This window comes from Plantibacter sp. Mn2098 (genome assembly GCF_049319745.1).
Classification (GTDB): domain Bacteria; phylum Actinomycetota; class Actinomycetes; order Actinomycetales; family Microbacteriaceae; genus Plantibacter.
The window spans coordinates 35,780-56,153 of the sequence record NZ_JBMOUH010000014.1 but is presented as its reverse complement, the minus strand read 5'-3'; the positions used below and the strand labels follow the sequence as shown (position 1 = coordinate 56,153).

The 20,374-nt window shown below is 63.4% G+C and carries 18 protein-coding genes and 1 pseudogene; 11 read left to right on the top strand and 8 right to left on the bottom strand.

Going from position 1 to position 20,374, the window contains the following annotated elements; all coding sequences use genetic code 11:
* Positions 1 to 39: 39 nt before the first annotated feature.
* The gene (locus ACL9RL_RS18980; protein ID WP_422781854.1) at positions 40 to 237 is read right to left on the bottom strand and encodes a hypothetical protein; all 198 of its coding nucleotides are present in this window, start codon (positions 235 to 237) and stop codon (positions 40 to 42) included.
* 429 nt (positions 238 to 666) lie between these two features.
* Here ACL9RL_RS18980 and ACL9RL_RS18975 point away from each other — a divergent pair, with 429 nt between their 5' ends.
* The 8 genes and pseudogenes from ACL9RL_RS18975 to ACL9RL_RS18940 all read left to right on the top strand — a co-directional run.
* Entirely contained in the window at positions 667 to 1,176 is a 510-nt protein-coding gene (locus ACL9RL_RS18975) for a universal stress protein (RefSeq protein WP_422781853.1), read from the top strand.
* On the top strand, positions 1,173 to 1,925 hold the full coding sequence (locus tag ACL9RL_RS18970; protein WP_422781852.1) for a 2,3-bisphosphoglycerate-dependent phosphoglycerate mutase: 753 nt from the start codon (positions 1,173 to 1,175) through the stop codon (positions 1,923 to 1,925). Before ACL9RL_RS18975 ends, ACL9RL_RS18970 begins: the two co-directional genes overlap by 4 nt.
* Positions 1,925 to 3,253: a phosphopyruvate hydratase gene (gene eno, locus ACL9RL_RS18965; RefSeq protein WP_422781851.1), complete on the top strand. Its 1,329-nt coding sequence runs from the start codon at positions 1,925 to 1,927 to the stop codon at positions 3,251 to 3,253. The genes ACL9RL_RS18970 and eno overlap by 1 nt, the downstream gene beginning before the upstream one ends.
* On the top strand, positions 3,250 to 3,798 hold the full coding sequence (locus ACL9RL_RS18960) for a fluoride efflux transporter FluC (RefSeq protein ID WP_422781850.1): 549 nt from the start codon (positions 3,250 to 3,252) through the stop codon (positions 3,796 to 3,798). The genes eno and ACL9RL_RS18960 overlap by 4 nt, the downstream gene beginning before the upstream one ends.
* Positions 3,795 to 4,172, top strand: a complete 378-nt coding sequence (crcB, locus tag ACL9RL_RS18955) for a fluoride efflux transporter CrcB (RefSeq protein ID WP_422781849.1) — start codon at positions 3,795 to 3,797, stop codon at positions 4,170 to 4,172. The genes ACL9RL_RS18960 and crcB overlap by 4 nt, the downstream gene beginning before the upstream one ends.
* Before the next feature lie 31 nt (positions 4,173 to 4,203).
* Positions 4,204 to 4,695, top strand: coding sequence for an inorganic diphosphatase (locus tag ACL9RL_RS18950; protein WP_422781848.1), 492 nt, complete (start codon positions 4,204 to 4,206; stop codon positions 4,693 to 4,695).
* Between the two features lie 178 nt (positions 4,696 to 4,873).
* Entirely contained in the window at positions 4,874 to 5,440 is a 567-nt protein-coding gene (locus tag ACL9RL_RS18945) for a histidine phosphatase family protein (protein WP_422781847.1), read from the top strand.
* Positions 5,441 to 5,686: 246 nt separating this feature from the next.
* Positions 5,687 to 6,049, top strand: a pseudogene (locus ACL9RL_RS18940) (recombinase family protein); the annotation flags it as partial.
* A gap of 284 nt (positions 6,050 to 6,333) precedes the next feature.
* On the opposite strand, the gene ACL9RL_RS18935 reads toward ACL9RL_RS18940, so the two are convergent.
* The 5 genes from ACL9RL_RS18935 to ACL9RL_RS18915 all read right to left on the bottom strand — a co-directional run bounded on the left by ACL9RL_RS18935 (position 6,334) and on the right by ACL9RL_RS18915 (position 9,930).
* Entirely contained in the window at positions 6,334 to 7,065 is a 732-nt protein-coding gene (locus ACL9RL_RS18935; RefSeq protein ID WP_422781846.1) for an SDR family oxidoreductase, read from the bottom strand.
* A gap of 99 nt (positions 7,066 to 7,164) precedes the next feature.
* Complete coding sequence (locus ACL9RL_RS18930) at positions 7,165 to 8,142, bottom strand: aldo/keto reductase (RefSeq protein WP_422781845.1); 978 nt, start codon at positions 8,140 to 8,142, stop codon at positions 7,165 to 7,167.
* A gap of 37 nt (positions 8,143 to 8,179) precedes the next feature.
* Complete coding sequence (locus ACL9RL_RS18925) at positions 8,180 to 9,226, bottom strand: NAD(P)-dependent alcohol dehydrogenase (protein WP_422781844.1); 1,047 nt, start codon at positions 9,224 to 9,226, stop codon at positions 8,180 to 8,182.
* Positions 9,227 to 9,277: 51 nt separating this feature from the next.
* Positions 9,278 to 9,592: a putative quinol monooxygenase gene (locus ACL9RL_RS18920; RefSeq protein WP_422781843.1), complete on the bottom strand. Its 315-nt coding sequence runs from the start codon at positions 9,590 to 9,592 to the stop codon at positions 9,278 to 9,280.
* A gap of 44 nt (positions 9,593 to 9,636) precedes the next feature.
* A complete protein-coding gene (locus tag ACL9RL_RS18915) occupies positions 9,637 to 9,930 on the bottom strand; it encodes a putative quinol monooxygenase (protein WP_422781842.1) in 294 nt (97 codons plus the stop codon).
* Positions 9,931 to 10,089: 159 nt separating this feature from the next.
* On the opposite strand from ACL9RL_RS18915, the gene ACL9RL_RS18910 reads away from it, so the two are divergent.
* From ACL9RL_RS18910 to ACL9RL_RS18900, 3 genes are all read left to right on the top strand, one after another.
* Positions 10,090 to 10,965 carry a helix-turn-helix transcriptional regulator gene (locus tag ACL9RL_RS18910; protein WP_422781841.1) on the top strand — a complete coding sequence of 292 codons (876 nt, stop codon included), beginning with the start codon at positions 10,090 to 10,092 and terminating at the stop codon, positions 10,963 to 10,965.
* A 108-nt stretch (positions 10,966 to 11,073) separates the two neighbouring features.
* Complete coding sequence (locus ACL9RL_RS18905) at positions 11,074 to 11,394, top strand: hypothetical protein (protein ID WP_422781840.1); 321 nt, start codon at positions 11,074 to 11,076, stop codon at positions 11,392 to 11,394.
* Positions 11,395 to 11,509: 115 nt separating this feature from the next.
* Positions 11,510 to 11,899: a ribonuclease inhibitor gene (locus ACL9RL_RS18900; RefSeq protein ID WP_422781839.1), complete on the top strand. Its 390-nt coding sequence runs from the start codon at positions 11,510 to 11,512 to the stop codon at positions 11,897 to 11,899.
* A 125-nt stretch (positions 11,900 to 12,024) separates the two neighbouring features.
* On the opposite strand, the gene ACL9RL_RS18895 is transcribed toward ACL9RL_RS18900, so the two are convergent.
* A complete protein-coding gene (locus ACL9RL_RS18895) occupies positions 12,025 to 12,393 on the bottom strand; it encodes a nuclear transport factor 2 family protein (RefSeq protein WP_422781838.1) in 369 nt (122 codons plus the stop codon).
* Between the two features lie 491 nt (positions 12,394 to 12,884).
* Complete coding sequence (locus ACL9RL_RS18890) at positions 12,885 to 20,030, bottom strand: glycoside hydrolase family 97 catalytic domain-containing protein (protein WP_422781837.1); 7,146 nt, start codon at positions 20,028 to 20,030, stop codon at positions 12,885 to 12,887.
* Between the last annotated feature and the right edge of the window lie 344 nt (positions 20,031 to 20,374).

Sequence of the window (20,374 nt, the reverse complement as noted above, 5' to 3'; positions counted from 1 at the left end):
GCTTTCGCCTCCAAGCGAATCACCAACTCGAAGTGCGCTTTAGTTGGCAGCGAAGGAATTGATTGCGGCTACCGTCGTGTAGTACCGATTCTCGACCGCCGAGAAACGGAGGAAGCGCACCGCATCGACGAGGATCTCCGTCGCATCGGGCTGGGCCTCGAGGAGAGCCATGGTCTCGTCGATGAAGGCGTTGAGCGGAACGCACTGCTCGACCTCCGAAGCCCAGGGTGCGTGCACCCCGGTGGGACAAGCTCGACGACTCGGACCGAGGTCTCTGCGAGTTGAAGACGGACGGTCTCGCTGAACTGGTGGATGAACGCTTTGGATCCGTTGTACGTCGGCGTGATGACGAGCCGCATAGCCGCCCCAATAAATCTACAGCCACCCACCGATACCGATCGATAGGAAGTTCGGAGGCTGGAGGCTTCGGTGACAGTTTCAGTGGAGGTCGACACGGCGTGTCGCATACCTCGACGCACCTCTCGCACGCTGCACCGAAAACGATCGTTTCCGTCGCCCGATCGGGTGACAGAGTCAGGGTGTCGGGTGCATACTGGACCCAGCGCGTTTGCGCTTCGGTGGTGGGGCTCGCCGGAACCAACCTCGACATCCGTCGACAACAGTCCCTATCTCGGCACTTCCTTGCGCCCAGAGATAGGAGACCCCGTGGCCACCCACCGCCCTTCCCCAGTCATAGTCGGCGTCGTCCCTGGTGCTCCACACGCGTTGCTTGCTGAGGCCGTCCGTTTCGCCGGGATCATGGGCGCCGAGCTGGTGTGGGCTTGGGTCGATGCCAGCCGATACGTGGTCGAGGAGATCCCTGACGGGTCCGTTCATACTGCCCCGATCGATCCAGACGGTGCAGATCGAGGCGATGCCGACTTCCCGGCAGCGTTGTTCGAAGCCATCAGCGCGGTTGCTGATGCGGCTGATGTGCAATGGAGCGTGCGCGTGCTCGCGGGTGATCCAGCGCGGGCGTTGGCGCGTCTAGCCGAGGTGACTGATGCGGTCATGATCATGGTTGGGACCCGAGAGGCGACGTTGCGCGCGACAGTGCAGGAGTTCTTCGGTGGCTCGGTCGCGGTGCACCTGGCGCACCGCCAACACCGGCCAGTGCTGGTGGTGCCGCTCGCCCCCGTGCCGCCGCACGAATCGTTGCCGTGGGAGCACTCGTGACCGCGTCCGCCGGGACGTTGCTGCTGCTGCGGCACGGACAAAGTGTCGCCAACGCGCAAGGACTCTTCACCGGGGTCACCGATTCCCCACTGTCCACCATCGGTATCCGAGAGGCGCAGCGTGCTGCGCTGATGATCGAGGAGGCGGGGTTCAGCGACCTGATCGTCTACACCTCGGAGCTCTCACGCGCGAAGGACACCGCAGCGATCATCGCTCAGTCGGTTCGCACCCGGCCGGTCACGGCCGACTGGCGGCTGAATGAGCGCAACTACGGAGCCCTGACCGGTCAGACGAAGACGCAGGTGATGCGCGCGGTGGGTCCAGAGCAGTTCCGGGCGTGGCGTCGTTCGGTCTCGACGCAGCCTCCACCGATGAGCGCGGAGTTGCACGCGACGCTTGCCGCCGCGGAACCGTTCCACTCGCTGCCGCCGGCAGCACTGACGCGTACGGAGTCGCTGCGTGACGTGCAGCAACGAGTCCTGGACGTGCTCACGGAACGGATCGTCCCGGATCTCGCAGCGGGTGCGACGGTGCTCGTGGTCGCCCACGGCAACTCGCTCCGTGCCCTCTGCGGAGTCCTTGACGAGCTCGATGACGACTCGCTCGAGCGGCTCAACATCCCGACCGGCCAACCACTGCTCTACCGATTCACCACAGACTGCCGTCCGGACCTTCCGGGCGGGCACTATCTCGACGAACCGACGGCGCTACACGCCGCTGCCGTGCTCGCGAGCGAAGGAGGAACCTGATGAACCCCGCAGACCAGCCCACCCCGAACACCGAAAACCCGTCCGTGCACATCCAGGCAGTGACCGCCGAGCAGATCCTCGATTCGCGCGGATTCCCGACCGTGGAGGTGGGCCTCACCCTCGATGACGGCACCACCCACGCCGCCTCTGCCCCCGCTGGGGCCTCCACGGGCGCGTTTGAAGCCGTCGAGCTCCGAGACGGCGGGACCGCGCACTCAGGCCGGGGTGTGCTCCACGCCGTGGCAGGGATCATCGACGAGATCCAGCCCGCGCTCATCGACCAGTCGTGGAGCAGCCTGTCCGACGTCGACCACGCCATGCGCGCTCTGGACGGCACGCCGAACCTTGCTCGACTGGGAGCGAACGCGGTGGTCGCCGTGTCGATCGCGACAGCGCGCGCGTTCGCGGCGCAGAGCGAACAACCGCTGCACCGGTGGATCGCATCCCTCACCGGCTCCGCCGAGCTCATGCCGGTCCCGCACTTCAACGTCCTGAACGGTGGAGCGCACGCCTCGAACGACCTCGACTTCCAGGAGTTCATGATCGCGCCCGTCGGCGCGAGCAGCGAGGCCGAAGCCGTGCAGACAGGTGCGGAGATCTACCATGCTCTCGCCGCCCGTATCCGCGCCGAGTACGGCACCACGGGTCTCGGTGACGAGGGCGGGTTCGCTCCGGCGCTCAGCAACCCGGAAGCAGCACTCGACCTCCTCATGGCGGCGATCACCGATGCCGGCTACACGCCGGGACTGCAGGATGTCGCGATCGCGATCGATCCCGCCGCGAACGGGTTCTACGACGGAGCCGGCCAGTACCGGTTGAACGGCCAGACGATCACCCGCGAGCAACTCGCCACCTACTACACGACCCTGCTCGCGAACTATCCGCTGCGCAGCATCGAGGACGGCTTCGCCGAAGACGACCACGAGGGGTGGAAGCTCCTGTTCACGCAGGCGGGCGATCACACCCAGCTCGTCGGCGACGACCTGTTCGTCACCGACGCCGCACGCATCACCGACGGCGCCATCCAGGGCTACGCGAACGCCGCGCTCATCAAGCCGAACCAGATTGGCACCGTCACCGACACTCTGGCCGCGATCGCCGCCGCACGCCAGAACAGGATGGCGGGCATGGTGTCGCACCGCTCGGGCGAGACCGGCGACACCTTCATCGCCGACCTGGTCGTCGGGACCGGGGTCGGACAGATCAAGTCCGGCGCGCCCGCCCGCGGCGAACGCGTCGCGAAGTACAACCGACTCACCCACATCGAGGCGACCACCAGCGGCCTGGCGTACGGGCTCGGTACCGACCGGCAGGGCAAACGATCGTGACCGGCGCACAGCACCCCGCAGACGCGTTCGACGCCCCCATAGACGACCGGGCGCTGCCGGTCGACAGCGACATCGAGATTGATGACCGCCCCGGTGGATCGGCACGCCCGATCCACCTCCGGTGGCAGTACCTCGCGCTCGTCGCTGCCGGCGGCACCATCGGGACGGCGGCCCGCGAAGCCCTCAGCCTCGCGATCCCACCGGTGAGCGGGATCCCCGTCGCGATCCTCTCCATCAACGTCGCGGGCGCGTTCACCCTCGGTGTCCTCCTCGAGGCGCTCGCGCGACGTGGCCCGGACGCCGGGACGCGGCGCACGTTGCGTCTGTTCCTCGGCACCGGCTTCCTCGGCGGCTTCACCACCTACAGTGCCCTCGCCGCCGACACCGCCGTCCTGCTCGTGAACGGCGACACCGGCACCGGTGTCCTCTACGCGCTGGCCACCGTGCTCCTCGGCGCGGCCGCCAGCACCGCAGGCATCGCGGCAGGAACCGAACTGCACCGCCGCCACACCCGGGCACTCACCCAGACGAAGGAGACCGCATGACCCCGATCGTCTTCCTCGGCGCAGCCTTCGCCGGTGGGCTCGGCTCTGCGCTGCGGTTCTTCGTCGACAGCAGCATCAAACGCCTCGTCAACACTGGATACCCGCTCGGGACGACGCTGATCAATATCAGCGGCTCCCTCGTCCTCGGGCTCCTCACCGGACTCACCCTCCACAACGCCTTGACCAGCAGTTGGGAGCTCATCCTCGGCACCGGTCTCATCGGCGGCTACACCACCTTCAGTACCGCCAGCTTCGAAACCGTCCGCCTGTTCCAGGAACGCCGCTGGCTCGCGGGCACCATCAACAGTCTCGGCATGCTCACCGCGGCGATCGCCGCCGCCGCCCTCGGCCTCTGGTGCGGCAACCAGCTGTAACCCACCACCCATGACCCGATCAGGAGGACAGATGAGCATCATCGACGTCACCATCGAGATCCCGAAAGGGAGCAACAACAAGTACGAAGCCGACCACACCACTGGACGCATCCGCCTCGACCGGGAGCTGTTCACCCCGATGGGCTACCCCGCCGACTACGGCTTCATCGAAGACACTCTCGGTGAGGACGGCGACCCACTCGACGCGATGGTGCTGCTGCGCAACAGCATCTTCCCCGGCGTCCTCGTCTCCGTCCGGCCCGTCGGTGCGTTCCTGATGAGCGACGACGCCGGCCCTGACGCGAAGATCATCACCGTCCCGGCCACCGACCCGCGCTGGGCACACATCCAGAACATCGACGACGTCCCAGCCGACACCCGAGCCCAGATCGAGCACTTCTTCACCCACTACAAGGACCTCGAACCCGGGAAACACGTCACGATCCAAGGCTGGGCCGGCGCAGCCGACGCCGAACACCTCGTCACCCAAGCCTTCGCCCGGCTCACCGATCCGGCGAACTAAACCTCCATCATCCGATGGACATCGACTGCTCGTGTGCCACACCAGTTGGAGGTCGGTCTTCGCCTCCGGTACACGAGCACGAGGGGACGGCCCTGGAGAGGAGCCGTCCCCTCACCTCCCACCCCACCACCTCAGCACCTGACCACGAGCATGAGCATCAGAACCGCAGGAGGAAACCATGACCGACCCTGATTCCGCCACCCGCCACATCTACCTCGCCAGGCACGGCCGGACCGCGCTGAACGCCGAAGGCAGACTCCGCGGGCTCGCCGACCCCGAACTCGACCCCGCCGGTATCGCCGAAGCTAAGCATCTCGCTCAGTCGCTCGCCAGCAAGACGTTCTCACTCGTACTCTCCAGCCCGCTCCAGCGAGCAACCCGCACCGCCGCGATCATCGCGGAAACCGCTGACGTGCCCCACCGCGCCGACGCACGTCTCACCGACCGTGACTACGGGCCTTGGACCGGCCACCGCACCGAGGATGTCCTCACACAATGGGGCATGATCGACGATGCACCCGGCGTCGAGTCCGTCCAACACGTCCTCGAGCGTGTCCTCCCTGCGCTCGACGCGATCGTGGATGAGACGCGATCTGTCGTCATCGTCACCCACGACGCGGTCATCCGTCCCATCATCACCAGCATCGAGCCCACAGAACCATCCCCCGCCGTGCCCACCGCTAGCTGGAGCGAACTGACCCGCACCAATGGTCACTGGCACATCGTCAGCACCGACCAACACTGAGCGGCGAAGGAGGTTCTGCGATGAATCACCCAGGCCGCTATCTCTCACCGCTTGACACGAGTCCCGGGCAGAACCTCGACGCCGACGAGGTTCGTGTGCTGTGGTCATTCATCCACGGCGACATCATGAACGCCCAAACTCGCGCCCGGCTCCGCGAACACCGGGGCCTCGTGTTGCTCGCGGCCAGACTTCGTCGGGTTGTTTGGCCTTTTGTCGGACGATGTGGGCTAGTTCGCAGCCTTGATGTCGGCGCAGACCATGCTCGCGTTCGCCGACGAGTTCCGGACTCGTGGCGCTGACCTCCGCGTTCTCAATCTGGGCGGTGGCGATGTCGACACCGCGACCCCGATGGGGTCGATGCCGTTCACGATCATGGCGGCGCTGGCGCAGATGGAACACGAGATCAAGCGCGAACGCGTCACTAACTTGATCGCAAAGCGCCGCGCAGCCGGAGGGGACCTCGGCGGCCGCCCGCGAACGATCACCGATAGCCAGATCCGCAACGCGCTCCGCCTCATCGAGGCGGGCGAACCGGCTGCACATGTCGCCCGCGACCTCGGGATGTCCAGAGCCAACCTCTACCGGCAGACCCATGCCCTCACCGGCTGACTTGGCTTCGTCGCCCTCGGCCGCGCAAGCTGGAATCCCGCAGCTGCGTGAGACACCGGCCCATCCACGTCGACGACGAGACGCGCGATCCGTGATCGCTGGCACTACATCAGAGCAGCATGAGCGCACGACGTCGCGGACATCCTCGTTCGAGTGGAACCGAAGCAGCTCCACGCCGAAAAGCGGGAGGTCCTCTTCGCCCTTCAACGACTCCAGCGCGTCGTTAGAACGCATCCAACGTCCCTTGGCAGTTCAGGTGCCTCCCGCTATCGGGATCTTCAGTCCTAGACCATGCCGCCGTTGGCGTACAGCGTCTGTCCGTTGATCCACCTGCCGGGCCCGGCGAGCAGCGATACGACTTCAGCGATGTCCTCGGGGGTTCCGAGTCGGCCGAGCGGGTTCATTTGTGACATGCGCTCGATGGTTGCCGCGTCTTTCCCGTCGAGGAACAGTGCAGTTGCGGTGGGGCCTGGGGCGACGGCGTTCACGGTGATGTCTCGACCTCTGAGTTCTTTGGCGAGCACGGCGCTGATTGCGTCGACGGCGCCCTTGGACGCCGCGTAAGCCGAGTAGCCGGGCAAGCCGAGCTTCTTCACCGAGGTGGAGAAGTTGATGATGGCTCCGCCGTCGCGCACGCGGGCGGCGGCTTCCTTGTCGACGACGAATGTTCCTCGGATGTTGGTGCGGTACATACGGTCGAGGTCGTCGAGGTCAAGCTCTGCGAGCGGGCTGAGGATCATGATTCCTGCGGCGTTGACGATGACGTCGATGTGGCCGAACTCGGCTGTGATCGCGTCGAACGCGGCACTGACCTGTTCGGGGTCGGCGATGTCCGCTTGAATCGCGATCGCTTTTCCTCCGGCTTCGATGATGGCGCCGACCGTCTCTTGTGCTGCTGCGGTGTTACCGCTGTAGAGGATGCCGACCGCCTGGCCGTCGGCTGCGAGGCGCTCGGCGACGGCGCGTCCGATTCCCCGAGATCCCCCGGTGACGATGGCAGTTCTTGCTGTGGACATTTCTGGCTCCAAAGGTGTTCGGTGTGTACCAAATTGAAACTCGGTTGAGCTTCGGGGTGAGGTTCGCTCCGAATGCACTGGAGCGAACCTCACGTGCAACTACTGGTTGATGCCGGAGAGGTCACCTTCACCGTAGCGCTCGCCCACGGCAGGGATCAGGTTGTTGAGTCGGGCGAGCTGCTCGGCGCTCAGTTCGACACTGTCAGCTGCCGCGTTCTCCTCGACACGCTCGACACGCTTCGTACCGGGAATCACGGCGAGGTTCTCGTATCGGGTGAGCAGCCACGCAAGGGCGATCTGCGCCGGAGTCGCTCCAGCATCGGCCGCGATCGACTCGACTTCGTGGACGAGTGCGAGGTTGGCCTGGAAGTTCTCCTCGGAGAAGCGGGGGTTCGTGAGCCGGAAGTCGTCCGGTGCGAAGTCCGCGAGGGAGCGGATCTTGCCTGTCAGGAACCCGCGCCCCAGCGGCGAGTACGCGACGAACCCGATCCCGAGCTGCTTCACCAGCGGCAGAAGTTCGGCCTGCACGTCGCGGGTCCACAGGGAGTATTCCGTCTGCAGCGCTGCGATCGGGTGGATCGCGTGTGCGCGGCGGATTGTCTCGGCACCGGCCTCGGACAGGCCGATGTGACGGATCTTGCCGGCCTTCACGAGGTCCGCGAGGACACCGATCACGTCTTCGATGGGGACGGCGGGGTCGACGCGGTGCTGGTAGTACAGGTCGATGTAGTCGGTCTGGAGGCGACGGAGCGAGCCTTCGACGGAGCGCCGGATGTTCTCGGGGCGGGAGTCGAGGCCGCGGTCGGCCGGGCCGAGGTGGGAGATGAAGCCGAACTTCGTCGCCAGCACGACCTCATCGCGCCGACCACGGATGGCGCGGCCGACGAGCTCCTCATTCGTGTAGGGGCCGTAGATTTCCGCTGTGTCGATGAAGTCGACGCCGAGGTCCAGAGCACGGTGGATGGTGCGCTCCGCTTCCTCATCGAACTGACCAGCACCGGTGTAGTAGGCCGACATGGTCATTGCGCCCAGGCCGACGCGGCCGACTTCGAGCTGCCCGAGTGTGATCTTCTGCATGGTATCTCCTTCGTTGTTCTGTGTGACGGTGGTGTCGCTAGGCGACGAGAGTGTTGGCGATGTCGATGACGGCGCGGTAGCGGACGGTGCTGGCGGCAACCTTCTCGTACGCTTCGGTGATCTCGTCGACACCGATCAGTTCGATTTCTGCCGCGATGTTGTGCCAGGCACAGAAGTCGAGCATCTGCTGGGTCGCTGCCAGGCCGCCGACGTTGGAGCCGACGATGGAGCGTTGGTGCATCACGATCGATGCGGCGTGGAACCGGTAAGGTTCTGCGGGGAACCCGACGTTGATGAACGCGCCGTCGATCTTGAGCGTGCCGAGGTAGTCATCCAACGGCAGATCCGCAGACACCGTGTTCAGGACGAAATCGAAGCTCAGCGCGAGCTTCTTGAACGTCTCGGGGTCGTTCGTGGCGTAATACTGGTCGGCGCCGAACGCGATCCCGTCGTCCTGCTTGCTGAGCGACTGGCTGAGGACGGTGACGGTGGCTCCCATGGCGTGGGCGATCTTCACGGCGACGTGTCCGAGGCCGCCCATGCCGATGATCGCGATGTTCTTGTCAGCCGCGCCAAAGCGCGCCAACGGCGAGTAGACGGTCATTCCGGCGCAGAGGAGCGGTGCTGCGGCGGCGAGGTCCATCGAATCTGGGATCGAAACGACGAAGTGCTCCTTGACCACGATGCTGCGGCTGTAGCCGCCGTAGGTGGGAGTGCCGTCATATTCCCGACCGTTGTAGGTGGCGACGGGAGTGTTGAGGCACATTTGTTCTTCACCGCGGACACAGCTTTCGCAGCTCCCGCAGGAGTCGACGTAGCAGCCCACCCCGACGCGGTCGCCGACAGTGAACGTGGTCACTGCGTCGCCGACGGCGACGACAAGTCCGGTGATCTCGTGCCCGGGAACCATGGGGAAGATCGCTGGCCCCCAGTCCTCGTTGACCTGGTGAATGTCGGAGTGGCAGATGCCCGCATACTTCACGTCGATGAGGACGTCGTCCGGGCGCAAGTCCCGACGTTCGATCGTCACTGTCGTGAATGGAGCTCCGGGGTGCGCTGCGCTGAGCGCGAGTGTGGAGGTCAAGATGTGCCCTTTGTTCGCTGGGGTAGATTCGTCATGGTTCCCTGGCGGGTCTCAGACGGTTTCGGGTACCTGCGTCAGACGGCGCAGGGTGAACGGCGTTGCGAGGATTTCGTCGAGGATTGTCGCGACCTCAGTGAAGTGCGGAGTGTGGAAGTGGAAGTCCAGTGCTTCCGCGTTGCGCCACTCCTCGAAACAGATCATCGCGCCTGGCCGTGCGGGGTCTGCCAACGGGCGGTAGCCCAGGCAACCTGCTTCTGCCAGTGACGGCTCGATCATGGCCGAGAGGGCGTCGCGCAGTTCGTCCTCGTGGCCGGCCTTCGCCTGAAACTCGGCCACCAGTACCAGTGAGTTGTCGTTGTGGGTCATTTGTGGTCCTCGTTTCGTAGGGTCAGGATCGCGTCAGCTGCTCGTTACGCTTCGACGCGGTTGCCGCGCAGGAGCCAGGTCGGTCCCTCGACATACGAGGAGATCTCGGCGAAGAACTCGGCGAAGTACTGGCCGTTGGCGTGGATGTCGAAGGCTTCGGCGCTCTCGTAGCCCTCGTTGAGGTAGAAGCGGTTCTCGTTGGTTTCGTCCTGGATGAGTTCGAAGCGCAACGTGCCGGGCTCGTTGGCGCCGGAGTCCTGGCCGTCCTTGATGGCGGCGTTGATGAAGTCCTGGCGGTGCTCGGGCTGAACATCGAAGAAGACGGCGACGTGGTACATGGGATTCTCCTTGTGAATCGTGCGGTGACGTTGTCCGTGGTGGCCAACGAAGAAGAGTCAACCGGTCTGCAAGCCTCACAAGGGCGTCGGAACAAGCCCCGTTGTGCCTGGGAAAAACTGACCCACCCGCAGCGATACGCGACCGCCGATACTTGAAGGATGCAAACCTCGACCAACCTCGGTGACTTTCTCCGGGCCGCACGCGCTCGCGTGCAACCCCAAGACGTGGGTTTGGGGTACACCGGCACGACAGCTCGACGGGTCCCCGGTCTGCGCCGAGACGAAGTCGCATTCCTCGCCGGCATGAGCGTCGACTACTACACGCGTATGGAACAGGGACGCATCAAGCACGCATCAGACGGGATCGTCAACGGGCTCTGCAAGGCGCTCCGACTCAACGACACCGAGCGCAGCTATCTGTTCTCACTGTTCTCGCCCGTATCCGGTCGTCCTGTGCAGCAGAAGCGAACAACCAAAGTGCGCCCAATCATTCGGCAACTCATGGACCAGACGGACAACACCGCGGCATTTGTGCTCGGCGTCGGCATGGAGGTCCTCGCGATGAATGACCTCGCGAAAAAACTCATGCACGACTTCACCCTCGAGAGCGGCCTCGCCCGCAGCCTCGCCCGCTGGACCTTCCTCGCGCCAGAAGCACGCACCTTCTACCGCGAATGGGACATTGTCGCCGCAGACATGACCGCGATCCTCCGACGCGATGCCAGCAGACACCCGAACGACCCGAGGCTCAACGAACTCATCGGCGAACTCACCGTCAAGAGCGACGACTTCAGACACTGGTGGCCACAGCACATGGTCTACGAATGCTCATTCGGAACCAAACTCATCTCACATCCGCTCGTGGGATCCCTCGACATCGAATACGAGACCTTCCTCGTCCCCGGCGACCCCGACCAACAGCTCTTCCTCTACACCGCCAAAACAGGGTCACCGTCCGACGACGCACTCCACATCCTCACCAACTGGAACGCCGACACGACACAGCGGTTCATCACGCAGAGCAACGAACTCTAGCTACCGCACCCGCTGGCTCATCGGCTTGCGCGCCGGCCTCACGCTGGATCGCATCTCGTTAGGACACTCCGATACGTCCAGACGCCCCAACGACCTCGAAGGATCACAGTGCCCTCGCACGACATCACCATCCAGCTTCGCCGATATGTCATTCACCCCGGACTCCTCGAGGAATTCAGCACATGGTGGCGAGAACTGCTCGTACCGGCGCGGGAAGCGAGCGGCTTCACAGTCGAGTTCGCGTATGCAGTGCCAAACACCAACGAGTTCATCTGGGCCGTCAGCCTCAGCGGAGACGAAGCACACTTTCTCGAAATCGAGTCCGAATACTACACATCACCGGGACGGGCGTCCGCATTCAACGGACAGCCGGACCGCATCCGAACCCAAAAGGTGGCCTTCGTAGAAAATGCAGGCCTGAATCAGTGACAGTGTCCACCGAGGGAGCTCATGAACACGCCACCAACGAGTCTGGGCCAAGAACCCTGCACCGGACACTCGCCCGGCTGATCAAGGTGAAGAGTCATGCCGCGATAATGACAGCATGAGAACGGTGTATCTGAGCGGGGCGCAGATCGATGGCATTGAGTCGTTCTATGCGGAGATCAATCGAGTCTTCATGTCTGATGAGGACTGGAACCTCAGCGCGAGCCTCGACGCGCTCAACGACCTGCTGTACGGCGAATACGGCGCTACCCAATTCGATGAACCCGTCGAGGTCATCATGACGGATCACGCTCACGCCCGCGAGGCGCTCGGTATTGAGGTCACAGCTGGGTGGCTGCGGGACAAAATCGCTCAACCGAACATGTTCGATGTGCAGTCTCTAGAAAAGGCGCTTGACGACCTTCATCTTGGCAAGGGAAAGACCTACTGGGACCACGTGCTGGACGTATTTAGTGATCACCCCCGCATCACACTCACACTTCGCTAGAACCTGGTCAGTCGTCACAGCCGAGCGACTCACCTACACTCAGCCGTTCGAGACCAACAGAGCCCACCAATAGCGTGGATACAGGCCGCCTCCGCCCGAGACCTGGGGCTCGGCGAATATACCCGTCAGCTGATGACGAGGGCGGTAATCAACCCGTCAGAGCCCAGCGTGAAACGCAGCGTTCCAACACCGTTGAAGCGATCGCTTGTTACCCGAAGGCGCAGGACGTGATCCCCGGCCAACACGGCGTAGTCGACGAGCTCGAATTGCGCGCGGACACCTATGTTGTCCGTCTGGTCCCAGGACGCGATTTCGTCATGCCCCACGAATTTCCGACCCCAGTCATCGATGATTGCCTCATCGGAGAACACGGCTAGGAAGCGCAACGGCTCTGCGGCGTTGGTCGCTTCGATGAACTCGCGGAGTGAAGCGGGTAATGCACTGAGATCGGTCACGCCGCCACAATAACCACCAAAGCAGATCAATGCAAGCATGTCTTGGTTATCGACGATAACTTGGGCTAGGCGAGCACCTGTTTCAAGTCGCTCAGATCGTTCCACGAGCAGGCGAGGATGTACGGAGCCAGCACATTGATGGCAAGCACGTCTGCGTGGCCTTCGGGGGTGGTGACCTTGCGTGGCTCGCGGAATCCGATGCCCGCATGGTGGATGACGTGTCGAACCTGCCGGACGCGTTCTCCGAGTCAGCGATGCTGCGCACTGCCGTGGCCGATTGCAGATCTCCGGCCAAGACGTCCGCGATTGCGAGGTGCGGAGTGCGTGCGTAGGGGTGCCCTGTCACACCACCTCACGTGATGCCGGGATGACGCGAACGAATCCTCGACCTCAGCCGTCTCGACAGTGTCGGCCTGTGCTGATTGGCGCGATCATTCGTGCTAGTTCAAGGCACGCACGTTTCTGTTGGCGGTCGTGCGGCCCCGCCCATCGATAGATGGACGAGGCCGCACGGCTCACCTCCGTGAGGTTCAGATGTCGGTGCTGTGTGCCTTCCTTCTACGACGGTTCAGCAGCACCAGTCCGAGCCCGACGAGCAATGCGAGCAGGCTCACGAAGACGACCGCGATGCTAATCGTGATGCCAGTGCTCGCGAGCGGCTGGTCGCCGTGATCAACGACCACCGCCTTGAGGACCGTGATCTTCAGCGGCGTCGTGAGCGCCGAGTGCCCGCTTGCGTCGACGATATCGATACTGTGCGTTCCGATCTGTGTGTCCCCGGGGATCGTCACCGCGACCGTGAATGCACCCTTAGCGTCCGTCACGACCGTTCCGAGCTGGACGGGAGTGCTGTGCAGGACCACCTCGAGACGCGCGTTCGCCGCGAACTGCGAACCCTGCAGTGTGAATGTCTCGCCCTGGGTGAGGGTCGTGCCGCTCGGGGCGGTCAGCATCGGCTTGGCCTGCGGTGGAGTGACAGGTTTCTCCGTTACCCGGATGACAGCGTCGACAGGGGTCGCAGTGAAACCATAGGAGTCCGTCGCCGTGACCGTGACCGTGTAGGTGCCGACGGTTGCGGTGTCGAGCGCGGACAGGTCGACACTCGACATACCCTCCGTGGAGAGGGAGATGCCCAGATCGCCTTCCACGGTGGCCTCGCTCAGGGTTGTGCCTTGCTGGTAGCTGAGCTCGGGATGCTGCAGTTGGATCGCGATGACCGGAACGACCTGGATGGTCACTGGCACCGTGTTCGCTGTACTGCCGTCGAATTCGGCCCCCACTTGGGCGGTGTAGCTGCCCGGGGTGGTGAAGTCGACCGCCGTCGTGTCGATGTTCAGTGTTCCGGCCGTGGTGGTTGCGCCGGACCGCTGCAGCAAGTCTTCCGCCGTAGGCTTCGAGCCCGCTTGGTATACGACGTCTGGGTTCGTGACCGCCACCGTCGGAGCCGGCCGCACCTCACGGACGGATTGGAGGATGGGGCGTCCGAGTGCTGCGTCCATCTTCCAGACTGAATCGAAGTCCCATCCGATACTGCTGTAGGTTGCCTGCTTCCGCAGGTCGGCAGCATTTGTGTCCTGACCGTCCTTAGTGTTCGCACCTCCACCGGTGACGACCGCACCGTTTATCGTCGCCGCATCGAGCGACAGGTTGTTGGTATAGACGGGGTTGCCGTTGTCACGTGCCAGGATACGGCCCTTGTTCACATTCGCGCCGACCGGGATGGTGAGCGCCCCGCTGTAGATGACGTTCCCGATCAACTGGGTTCCGGTGTAGCCGTAGCCGGTGAAGATGGCGCCGTTGCTGGAGATGGCGGTCACGTTCGCCCCCGCCACATAGTTGTTCTTGATCACGCCGGTGCTGCTGCTCCAGCCGATCAGAGCGCCGGTTTCCCAGTTAGAGACGACTTTCGAGTCGAGCGTGTAGCTGTTGCTCACGGTTCCGGTGTTCTCGGCGGCGATCGGCGCGGTGCGCCAGCCGCCTTCCACATCCGCTCCCCTGGTGTAGACCTGGTCGATCGTGCCGTCGTTGGTCGTAGCGACGACTGCGATTTTGGAGTTCTGGTCGTACGATCCGGCGTTGTCTGGGTCCGCGACCGGGATGATTGCGACAGGGTCGACGAAGCCAAGTTGACGGATCACACCGGTGTTCTTGACGATGAACCCGTTGCTGCGACCGGGCAGAGCCGTGAGTTTCACGTCTGTGAGGGTATGCCCCTTGCCGTCGATTGTTCCGGTGAACATCGGCACAGGAGTCCACGGCTTCGTCAGCGTGATGTCGTCCGTCATTGTGAACCGCGCACCGGGGTGCAGGGCGATCAAGGCGAGATCCGCTTCCGACGCGAGTGTGTAGGCGCCGTCGGCGTCGGGCTCGCTGCCGACTCTCAGGACGGGACGGTCGAGCGTCGCGTCCATCTTCCAGATGGAGTCGAAGTCCCAGCCGATACCCGTGTAGGTCGACTGCTTCTTCAGATCCGCGGCACTCGTGTCCTGACCGTTCTTGTTGTCAGCGGCACCACCGGAAATGGTGGAGCCGTTGATCGCGGCCGTGTCGAGCGCCAGGTCCTTGGAGTAGGCGGGGCTGCCGTTGCGTTCCTGCCCGTTCACCCGGCCCTTGTTTCCCGAACCGGGAATCGTCAGTGCTCCGCTATAGACCACGTCGCCCGTGAACTTCGTGGCAGCGGCAGAGCCGGAGGCGCCGTATGCGTAGCCGCTGAGGATACCGCCGTTGCTGGAGACTGCCGTCACGTTCGCGCCGGCGACGTAGCTGTTCGTCACGGATGCTCCCGTGTTGTTCCACCCGACGAGGGCGCCTGTCTCCCAGTTGGAGACGACCGTGGAGTCGGCCGTGTAGCTATTGCTGACCGTTCCATAGTTCTCGGCAGCGATCGGTGCAGTCCGCCAACCGCCTCTGACGTCGGCTTTCTCGGTGTACACCTGATCGATAGTGCCGTTGTTGGTGGTAGCGACGACTGCGATCTTCGAGTTCTGGTTGTACGTACTTGAGTCGGTCGGTTTGGTGACGGAAATGATCGCACTCGGGCTGATGAAGCCGAGCTGACGGATGGTGCCCTTGTTGTCGACGATGAAGCCGTTTCCGGTTCCCGTGACGCCGTCGATCTTCAGGCCCGTGATGGTGTGCCCGTTGCCGTTGATGGTTCCGGTGAAGCTCGGGACCGGGGTCCACGGCTTCGTCATGAAGATGTCGGCGGTCAGATTGAAGGTTCCGTTGGGGTGTTGCGGGAGCTGCGCGAGGTCCGCTTCTGAGGTGATCGTGTAGCTCGCCGTGCTGCCGCCGACCTCAGCGACCTTCGCCAATACGGGTCGTTGGCTGGTGGCGTCCCAGGCCCAGATGCTTCCGAAGTCCCAGCCCAGCCCGGCGTATGTCGCTTGCTGTGCGAGCGATTCCGCGGTGGTGTCCGCCCCATTCCCGTCCGTGTCGGAGGTGCTGGAGACGGTCTTCCCGTTGATTTGAATCGTGTTTAGGGCGAGATTATGGGAGAGCGAACCGCCAGCGGCGACGCGGCGAGTGTTATTGCCTGTCACGGAGCCGCCGAGGGCAACGTCATTCGTGACAGTCGCGCCGACGCCGGAGACGATGCCTGCGTTGCCGTTTCGAGTGGTCACCGCTGCGGTGCTGTAGCTGTTGGTCACCGCCGCAGTGCCGCTGTTCCAGCCGGCGATGCCCGCGGACTCCCAGTCACCCGTCACCGTTCCTGCGGTGTACGTGTTCGATACGGTGCCGTAGTTTTGGGCGGTGATCATTCCCGCGCGGTAGGCGCTCGTCAGCGAACCGTTCAGGACGTAGACCTGATCGATCGTGCCGTTGTTCGCTTCGGTCACGATTCCGGCACTGCTGCCGCCTCCCGCCGTCGATGTCGCACCGGAGAAGCCCAGCTGGCGGATCGTACCGTCGTTCTCGGTGATGAATGCTTGGTTGCCGTTGGTCGAGATCGACAGTCCGGAGATTGTGTGCCCGTTCCCGTTGAGCTCGCCCGTGAACGAGTCGACCGGCGTCCATGCGCGGGTGAGGGTAATGTCCTTCGTGAGATCGAAGGTGCTGCTCGGGTGCTGGCGGAGGAGATCTAGATCGGCCTCTGATGCGATGCTGTAGTGGCCGACCGGATTGTCTATCTTCTTCGTGGTGACGCGAACCAGATAGCCGCCGCCGCTCGTGAGGGTCGGCTTCAGGACGGTGTCCCGCGTGACCTGCTGGGTGGTGCGGCTCAGGGACGACGCCGAGTGGCCATCGGCGTAGATGTCTGCGTTGTAGGTGGTGTCCTTCGGCAGGAAGTCGAGCGGGATGGTCGTGGAAACTGGTGAACCGGGTGTTGCGACAACTGCAATCCAGTACTCGCCGCCGGTGGTCTCCCGGACGAATCCGGCGAGACGCCCGCCCATGGTGGACTGGGGCAGCACGGTGCTGCGCTTCCACGCCGTTGGCATGTTCGCGATGAGGTCACCGATAAGGTCGTGGTACTTCCCGCCCGGCTTGAGGTTTGCCGGGTCCTCGGAGACCTGCAGGTAGGGGTTGGTGAAGACCACGGTCGATGCCACCTCGTGCGCCCACGTCGCATTGTTCTGCTTCGATGGGTTGGAGAAGATAAGCGGCGTGTAGTCTGCCGTGCCGTCGACGTACCTGGTGAATGGGAGTCGGGTGTTCTGGTCTGCGGCGTAGTTGATCTCCACGCCACGGATAGCCTCCCGGCCGACCTCATTGGGGTAGGTGCGGTTCAGGCCGGTCGGCTCCAGGGGGTTGTGGAAGGTGACCATAAGGTGGCGCCGCGCCGCGGCTTTGTCGATGTCGGCATAGATGTTGACCTTGGTCTCGGTCTCGTCGCCGATGTGGTCAATCTTGACCCCGACGACACCCGTTTCCGCCACCTTTTGCAACCAGATGTCACGGAAGTCTGCGTTCTGCAGGTTGTTGGTCTTCGTGCCGTAGAACGTCGGTGCGTCGTTAGTTCCCGCTCCCGTGTTGTAGTCGGACCAGAGCCAAACCGAGACCGGATTTGGTTCGTTCAAGCCTTGCTGCACGAGCTTCTTCAGGTTCGCGAAGCGTTCGTCGGGGGTCTTGCCCCACGACGCCTCGGTCAACATGCCCTCGATAAGGACGTCTGATTCATGTGCTGCGGATGCGTCGTCGATGAGCCGACTGATGAGCGACACCGACTGAGTCATGTAGTTCTGGCCAGGTGCCAGGGATGCCCAGGCGCTGACGCCCGGCCGGATCCAGTTCGTGTCACCGCCGGGGAACACCGAGGTGTCCACGGGGTCGTTGACAGCGGTGATGACATCGGAGTTGGTCAGACCGTTCAGATCTGGCGCGATCGTGAGGACCCGGAACGGCGAGTGGAGGGTGTTTGGGGAGACAGTGAAGCTCCCGTTACCGTTGTCGGTCGCCCAGTAGTAGGTGGAAATGGAACCGCTCGGGGAGGTGGTCAGCGCGATCGCTGGCCAGTCTCGGACGTTCGCCTCGACGAGGTTGACGTACTCCTTACTGTCGGGGGTCTGGATCGTCGGCGTTACGACGATCTTCTGCTGCCCGACGCTGCCCAAGACGCCCTGCGAAGTGTCGCCCTGCAGGTCGTCGATGGTGCCGGGAGTGACCGGCTGATAGGCGATGGTCGATGCCGGGTCGAAGACGAACGTAGTTCCTTCGCTAGTGACGAGCTTTCCTCCCAGTGCCTTGTCCAGGTCGTATCGGACGGCAACGCCAGTGTCGAACACGCGGATTTCCACGCCGAGCAGGCTTGAGCCGCTCTTCTGTACTGGGATGGTGTTGGCGTTGTAGCGATCGGAGCCCGTATCGTGTGTGCCGATCAGCGGGTAGCTCGTGTCGGCCTTCGTGGCAACGGGTTCTCCGAGCGTAACGTCCGCTCCCCAGTCGGTACCGTCGACGACGAGTCCGAGCCGTGAGCGCTGGATGACGGTCTGGCCGTTCTGGGCGACCGTGTAACCGAGCTGACCCACGCTGTCCACGTAGACCGTCGCGGCCGTCGCGCCGTCCGGGCTCTTCGTGGTAACGGACTGCTGGTAGTCGGTGGCGGTCACGGTGATGGCGAGCGATTTGGCGAGCATCGAGGAATCTGAGGCATCGAGCACGTCAAGGTATTGTGCGCCCGGGGCGGTGTTTACAGGGATGACGACAGAGGTGGAGATGCCGCCAGTGGCGTCGGCGGTCGCGGTGCCCAGCACGGTCTTGTGGTCACCGGCCCAGACGATCCGATAGGTTCCGCCGGCGGTGAAGCCTGCGCCGACGACGCCGAGTGCGTTGCCGGCCATTACCGAGGAGCCCGCGGACGCGGTGAGAATCGGTTTCGAGTCTTCAGTGACCACCTTCGGCGTCCCGCCGGTGCTCAGGACCCGTACCGCGCCGTCGGTGTTTAGCTGCACAGTCGCGCTCATCGCCGAAGCAAGATCGAGTCGCTGCCATGAGCCGTCGCTGCCGCCAGTCTGGTCGAGGGGATAGCCGGAGTCGATCTCGGTCTGTGCCAATACGGAGGACCGCTGCGCATCACTGAGCGAGGGGTACGCCTGCTGGAGCAGGCTGGGTGCCGTCGCGGGAACCGCGGACTTCTGGCCAGCGGTACCGTTCTGCGCGAAACCGTAGGTGAGGCGTTCGTGGTAGGCATTCATCGCGGATACGGTGTCCGTGACGATCTGCGAGCTGCCGCCTGGCGGGTTCGCACCGCCGAACGGGTCGTCCTGATAAGACTCCTGGCTGGAGATGCACACTGAAAGGGTGGCGCCGCACTGCGTTTGGAGGTAGTTCACTAGCTCTCGCTGTGCTGGTGTGATCATCGCGTCCCGGTACGGAGCGTCCGCCCAACGCGCAGCGACTTCAGCTTGACCGCTGATGCGGCCACCGATGATGTCCAGGGGGTAATGGATGCCGAGGACAACGCGGTCCGTGCCCATTTCGGAAGCGCGCGCGAGTACGTCCGGGGCGAGTTGCGGGAGCATCGTGGCGAGCATGATGCCTGTGAGGTATGCGTTGGTCGTGTGACCGCTCGGGAATGACGGACTTGCGCAGTATCCGCCGTAGCCGGCGCTCACTGCGGAGCCGGCATTGAAGACTCCTGTGGTATCGGTACCGTCCGGAACTGCCTGTATTTTCAGGTTGCCTTCTGCATCGGCGTAGCGTGCGCCGACGCGGATTTCGGTGAGCGAGGAACCGTTCGTCTGAGTCGCATCACAGGATGTGCCCGTGGCACTCGACGAGGTGGGGAGGTAGGGCCGCGGATAGTTGTAGGCGTTCTTTGCGGCGTCTGTCTGCGCGTATGCGAGCATGCTGCCCATCAGTTGGCTGGTCAGCGGCAGCGCACCGCTCTGCAAACCTTTGATGTAGATCGGGGCGAGCTTCGATCCGAGCCCTGTTCCGATAAGTTGGGCCGGATCATAATTCGCGTCCTGCAACGCCTTGAGTTGCTGCTCCGACGTGGCATGGTTGTTGATCCATACCGCCATTTCATCGTTGTATGCAAGGGTTGGCGCATCTTTGACCTGGCCGTGCAATGGCGTTGAGCTGTCGCGCTGCCAGAGCTGGCCGAAGCCGTCGAGCAGCGAGACGAGGTTGGGGTGGTCGTTGTCGCTGGGGTATGTCGCGGCCTGTGCACTTAGTGAATTGGCACCGACCAGAAGTGAGGAGATGACGACGAGAGTGGTGACGCGAGCCATAGGTAGAGAGAACCCACGTAGCGTCTTGGGGGTGGCGGAACGAGCTTGCGGGGACAAGGGCGTTGCTTCCTATCAATCATGGCGCAGAGGTGCGCCAGATAAACATAGGCTGGCTATATGGCTGGGAGATGAACAACGCTACATAAATAAATGAATGAACAAGACACAAATTAAACACTTGCATGTGCCGTATTTTTGTGGATCAGCTGACTATGGCCACGTCATCGCTTCTCCGCAGGCTGGAGACATCAAACAGCTCGTTTCAAATGGGATTCATGAGCAATGTTGCCGTCGGCGAGGAAATCAGCGACTCCGGGTATCTCCGCCCGGAAGCCCCGCTGCCT

Coding starts and splice junctions, on each gene's coding strand:
- eno (WP_422781851.1), top strand. CDS start 1,925: ATGAACCCCGCAGACCAGCCCACCCCGAACACCGAAAACCCGTCCGTG.
- crcB (WP_422781849.1), top strand. CDS start 3,795: ATGACCCCGATCGTCTTCCTCGGCGCAGCCTTCGCCGGTGGGCTCGGC.
- ACL9RL_RS18950 (WP_422781848.1), top strand. CDS start 4,204: ATGAGCATCATCGACGTCACCATCGAGATCCCGAAAGGGAGCAACAAC.
- ACL9RL_RS18945 (WP_422781847.1), top strand. CDS start 4,874: ATGACCGACCCTGATTCCGCCACCCGCCACATCTACCTCGCCAGGCAC.
- ACL9RL_RS18935 (WP_422781846.1), bottom strand. CDS start 7,065: ATGTCCACAGCAAGAACTGCCATCGTCACCGGGGGATCTCGGGGAATC.
- ACL9RL_RS18930 (WP_422781845.1), bottom strand. CDS start 8,142: ATGCAGAAGATCACACTCGGGCAGCTCGAAGTCGGCCGCGTCGGCCTG.
- ACL9RL_RS18920 (WP_422781843.1), bottom strand. CDS start 9,592: ATGACCCACAACGACAACTCACTGGTACTGGTGGCCGAGTTTCAGGCG.
- ACL9RL_RS18915 (WP_422781842.1), bottom strand. CDS start 9,930: ATGTACCACGTCGCCGTCTTCTTCGATGTTCAGCCCGAGCACCGCCAG.
- ACL9RL_RS18910 (WP_422781841.1), top strand. CDS start 10,090: ATGCAAACCTCGACCAACCTCGGTGACTTTCTCCGGGCCGCACGCGCT.
- ACL9RL_RS18900 (WP_422781839.1), top strand. CDS start 11,510: ATGAGAACGGTGTATCTGAGCGGGGCGCAGATCGATGGCATTGAGTCG.
- ACL9RL_RS18895 (WP_422781838.1), bottom strand. CDS start 12,393: ATGCTTGCATTGATCTGCTTTGGTGGTTATTGTGGCGGCGTGACCGAT.
- ACL9RL_RS18890 (WP_422781837.1), bottom strand. CDS start 20,030: ATGGCTCGCGTCACCACTCTCGTCGTCATCTCCTCACTTCTGGTCGGT.